The organism is uncultured Thiodictyon sp. (genome assembly GCF_903828115.1).
Lineage (GTDB): Bacteria > Pseudomonadota > Gammaproteobacteria > Chromatiales > Chromatiaceae > Thiodictyon.
Map to the genome: position 1 here is coordinate 1 of NZ_CAIKKU010000451.1, position 3,761 is coordinate 3,761.

Here is a 3,761-nt window from a genome sequence, read left to right on the forward strand (position 1 = left end):
CCGTTAGCCGGTCGACGGCGCGTCAGCGCGCCCCGGGTCCGGCTAAAGCCTCGACCTCCGGTGTGAGACCTCGGGGCAGCGGCCGAAACGATGATCAAGCTCCGTCGCGAAGACGGTGTAGGGCGGATGCCCGCAGGGCGATCCGCCATTGCTCAGGCACCGAAGCGGCGGAACCGCCTGCGGCATTCCGCAGCCCAAGGTTTCCGCTCTGATGCGCGGGAGACTGTCCGGTTCATTATCGGGCCTACCCTTGCCGATCCTGCCCGCCTATTCGGAGGTAACCGTTTAGCCCCCCTGTTCCTAGCCCCTCGCGGACGGCCTTGACGTAGTTCCGGCGAGCCACGCCCGGTCCGCACAGCGGAGCCTACGGGAAGGCTCCGCGCCCGTAGGGTCCGCTGTGCGGACCAGCGACCGCGCGGTTGGCGGGATGCCCGGGATGATGATGAATGCCGCACCGACGATCATAAGCCTACGCGACAAAGCTCGACGGTCCTGGCAAACTATGGCACAAGCTCCTAAACGAGGGCGCGCAAGCGCCGCCACGCCATCGCCATGCACCTGAGCGATCACGACCTCAGACAATTCGACGACGCCTACCTGGAGACGCTCACGTCGGCGCAGGCGCGGGCGTTGTTGGGCAAGGCGCTGGCGGATCTGAAGGCCGCGCGCGAGCGGCTGGGGCAGAACCCCTCCAACAGTTCGCGACCACCGAGCACACGGTTGCCCTGGGAGGGGGTTGGCGGTCAGGAAACGCCCGCTGGCGAGTCTGGAGTTCCGGGGACAGTTTACTCAATTACGTCTGCCGCGGAGCATGAAATAAGTAAACTGTCCCCCGAACTCACAGCGCGATCAGGATGCGGCGCTGCTCGACGGGTTGGCCGTATTCATTGACCGGGTGGCCCGGTCCTAATTCATCAGCGGGAGCGTCCTATGTCCTGTTCACGCATCCAACTCGGCCCCGGCGGTCCGGACTTCAGCCGCTTCGTTATGGGCTACTGGCGCCTGCTGGAGTGGGGCCTGGCGACGCCTCAACTCATTGCGTTCATCGAGCAGGGACTGGCACTCGGAATCACCACGGTGGACCACGCCGACATCTATGGCGATTACCGGGTGGAGGCGCGTTTCGGTGAGGCACTGGCCCAGGCGCCGGGGCTGCGTGAGCGGCTCGAGATCGTGACCAAGTGCGGGATCGGGCTCGTCTCATCGCAACGCCCCCGCCATCGCGTCAAGCACTATGACACCAGCCGCGACCATATCCTGGCCGCGGTCGAGCGCAGCCTTGCCAATCTGCAGACCGAATTTGTCGACCTCCTGCTCATCCATCGCCCGGACCCGCTGCTGGACGCCGATCAGGTGGCGGCGGCCTTCGTGACGCTGCGGGCCGCGGGTAAGGTCCGTCACTTCGGGGTGTCCAACTTCAATCCGCACCAGTTCGAGCTATTGCAGGACCGGCTACCGTTTGCCCTGGTTACCAATCAACTGGAGATCTCGCCCTATAACCTGCCGGTGTTCTTCGACGGCAGCCTGGATCTGTGCCAGCGGCGGCGTATCCATCCTATGGCCTGGAGTTGTCTGGGCGGCGGGCGGCTGTTCGGCGGGGGCGATGAGAGCGGCCGGCGACTGCGCCGGGTCCTCGGGGAGGAGTCCACGGCGGCCGGCGGGTGCAGCCCGCAGCAATTGGTCTATGCCTGGGTGATGGCCCATCCGAGCGGGCCCCTGCCCCTGATCGGCAGTGGCCGGATCGAGCGGGTGCGCCACGCGCTCGAGGCCGAGCAGATCGTGCTGGACCGGCAGGCGTGGTTCCACATCCTCGAGGCGGCGGCGGGGGCGGAGGTGCCCTGAGGAGTCGTGTTGGTCGCAGGCCGCAAAGGCGGAACCGCCTGCGGCGTTCCGCCCTACGCCGGCTGTCCGGTTTCTCGACTGACCGGCTGTTCCGTTTTGAGTTTCTTTAGCCGGATTGCGGGTAAACGTTTCAATGTTTGATTTCCTGGATCCACATCAATGCCAACGGACTCTAAGGCGGTAACGCCCAAGATGGGTTCCGTTCCAGGATCTCCAAAGATAATCGTTCCACCGACAATCTCCCCCATAAACTCGATGTCCCCTGTTGTAATGTCCATCTTGATCTCGCTACCGTCTGCAAGCTCGTAGATGCGCTGTGCCTTTGGGGCAAGGCCAATGGCTTCAAGAGCATCTCTTGGAACAAGAGAATCCGTTGCATTTGTATCGACTAGAAACAGCCCTTCCCATGACCTCTCCGGGCTTGCAGGATTCCTGATTGTCACCGTCACATGCGCTGCGCCCATAAGTCACCTCAACATTTGCCCGTATCGAGCTTCGCCGAAAGGACGCCGCCCAAGGCGCCAGGAAGTATAAGAATTCTCTCACAAAGGCACAAAGACACAAAGAAGAATAAGGAATGATCACGCCAAGGCGCCAAGCTCGCCAAGAAATCCAATATGCTGGATGCAGTATCCAAGTCACCCGCTGGTTGAATTGCCCAACGCCGATAAGGTACTGAAAAACCTTGGCGAGCTTGGCGCCTTGGCGTGACGACTGCTTGTTCCAGGGTGAAGCCCGAGGCGACCCGGCAGGACTGTAGGGCGGATGCTCGCAGGGCGATCCGCCATTGCTCAGGCACCGAAGCGGCGGAACCGCCTGCGGCGTTCCGCCCTACGCGGGCTAATGGACTTCCTTCCATCCAGGATCTAACATCCCCGAATCCAACCGCTATCCAGGTGATCCCCATGTCCGAGCCTGTCCGCTGGACTATCGCCGTCTCCGCAGAGACAGACCGCGCACTGCGCGCCTTTCTGGACGACTCGGGCCTTGGCTGCGAAGACTTGGCGGCTTTTGTCGAGGACGCGGTGCGCTGGAGGGTCATGGACCGCAGGGTTCAGAAGATAAAGGACCGGAACGCCGATACCGACCCTGAGGCTCTGCAAGCCGTCATCGACGAGGCGGTGCGATCGGTTCGCAACGAGTCGGTCGTCGAGCGCCAGTCCGCAACCTCAGACGGCCCTCACTAATCCAGCGAGGTGGGCCGACTCGTCAACGACATTCGCCGTCTCGCACTCATGTCCGAGCCTCTTCACACCGTCACCCGCTCTCCAGACCCGAACGATGATTTTCTCCTGGCCGTGGTGGAAAGCGCGAGCGCCGATTTTCTCGTTACCGGCGACAAGAGCGATTTATTGGCGCTGCATACCCATCGCACAACGCGGATCGTCTCCGCGCGTTTGTTCGCCGATCTGCTCGACCATTGATCGCAGAGAGAACGCAATCGGCGAGACGAAAGAAAAGGGGCCGGGCTCGATGTGTTTGTCCTGACACAGAAAATTAATTCGATCCGGGAATCTTTTCCATGCCGTGAATTAAGTAAACCGTCCCCAGAACTGCGTCTTCTTCAAAGTAGGACACGAAATGCTTCGATTGTAAGGCCAGCATCTCTGACAATGCCGCCCATAGTAAATGCTTTGACGGGATTGTGACGAGGAATCGTAATCAAATGTCCGCCGTCGCTCATGACAATGTGTTTGCCTTGTCTGATTATGCGAAATCCGGCCTTTTCAAAGGCGCGAACTGCGTCGAGATGATTGACGCCTGGCAGCTTTGACATATCGGCTCATGAGGCGAATTGTGTGATGCCACACAGTACCCTGAGGAATTCCACAGAGCATGTCTTGATATTGTGAGCCCATTCATGAATAGCGACGTACTGCTGTAGATATACCTTGTTCACACCACGAAATGGGCGAAGG

Annotated in this window: 5 protein-coding genes; 3 read left to right on the forward strand and 2 right to left on the reverse strand. The window is 60.8% G+C overall.

What is annotated here, in order from left to right:
• The first annotated feature begins 930 nt into the window (after positions 1-930).
• A complete protein-coding gene (locus QZY48_RS16555; RefSeq protein ID WP_295432907.1) occupies positions 931-1,842 on the forward strand; it encodes an aldo/keto reductase in 912 nt (303 codons plus the stop codon).
• Positions 1,843-1,895: 53 nt separating this feature from the next.
• Here the strand turns inward: QZY48_RS16555 and QZY48_RS16560 are convergent, their stop codons facing one another.
• On the reverse strand, positions 1,896-2,306 hold the full coding sequence (locus QZY48_RS16560; RefSeq protein WP_295432910.1) for a clan AA aspartic protease: 411 nt from the start codon (positions 2,304-2,306) through the stop codon (positions 1,896-1,898).
• Between the two features lie 441 nt (positions 2,307-2,747).
• Between QZY48_RS16560 and QZY48_RS16565 the strand changes: the two genes are divergently transcribed.
• Positions 2,748-3,029, forward strand: coding sequence for a ribbon-helix-helix domain-containing protein (locus tag QZY48_RS16565; protein WP_295432913.1), 282 nt, complete (start codon positions 2,748-2,750; stop codon positions 3,027-3,029).
• 9 nt (positions 3,030-3,038) lie between these two features.
• On the forward strand, positions 3,039-3,266 hold the full coding sequence (locus tag QZY48_RS16570; protein WP_295432916.1) for a hypothetical protein: 228 nt from the start codon (positions 3,039-3,041) through the stop codon (positions 3,264-3,266).
• Positions 3,267-3,406: 140 nt separating this feature from the next.
• Here QZY48_RS16570 and QZY48_RS16575 read toward each other — a convergent pair whose 3' ends face one another.
• Positions 3,407-3,619: a type II toxin-antitoxin system HicA family toxin gene (locus QZY48_RS16575; protein ID WP_295432919.1), complete on the reverse strand. Its 213-nt coding sequence runs from the start codon at positions 3,617-3,619 to the stop codon at positions 3,407-3,409.
• Positions 3,620-3,761: the final 142 nt, after the last annotated feature.

Excerpts from the sequence above, each read along its gene's own strand:
- QZY48_RS16555 (WP_295432907.1), top strand. The coding sequence starts at position 931 with ATGTCCTGTTCACGCATCCAACTCGGCCCCGGCGGTCCGGACTTCAGC.
- QZY48_RS16560 (WP_295432910.1), bottom strand. The coding sequence starts at position 2,306 with ATGGGCGCAGCGCATGTGACGGTGACAATCAGGAATCCTGCAAGCCCG.
- QZY48_RS16565 (WP_295432913.1), top strand. The coding sequence starts at position 2,748 with ATGTCCGAGCCTGTCCGCTGGACTATCGCCGTCTCCGCAGAGACAGAC.
- QZY48_RS16575 (WP_295432919.1), bottom strand. The coding sequence starts at position 3,619 with ATGTCAAAGCTGCCAGGCGTCAATCATCTCGACGCAGTTCGCGCCTTT.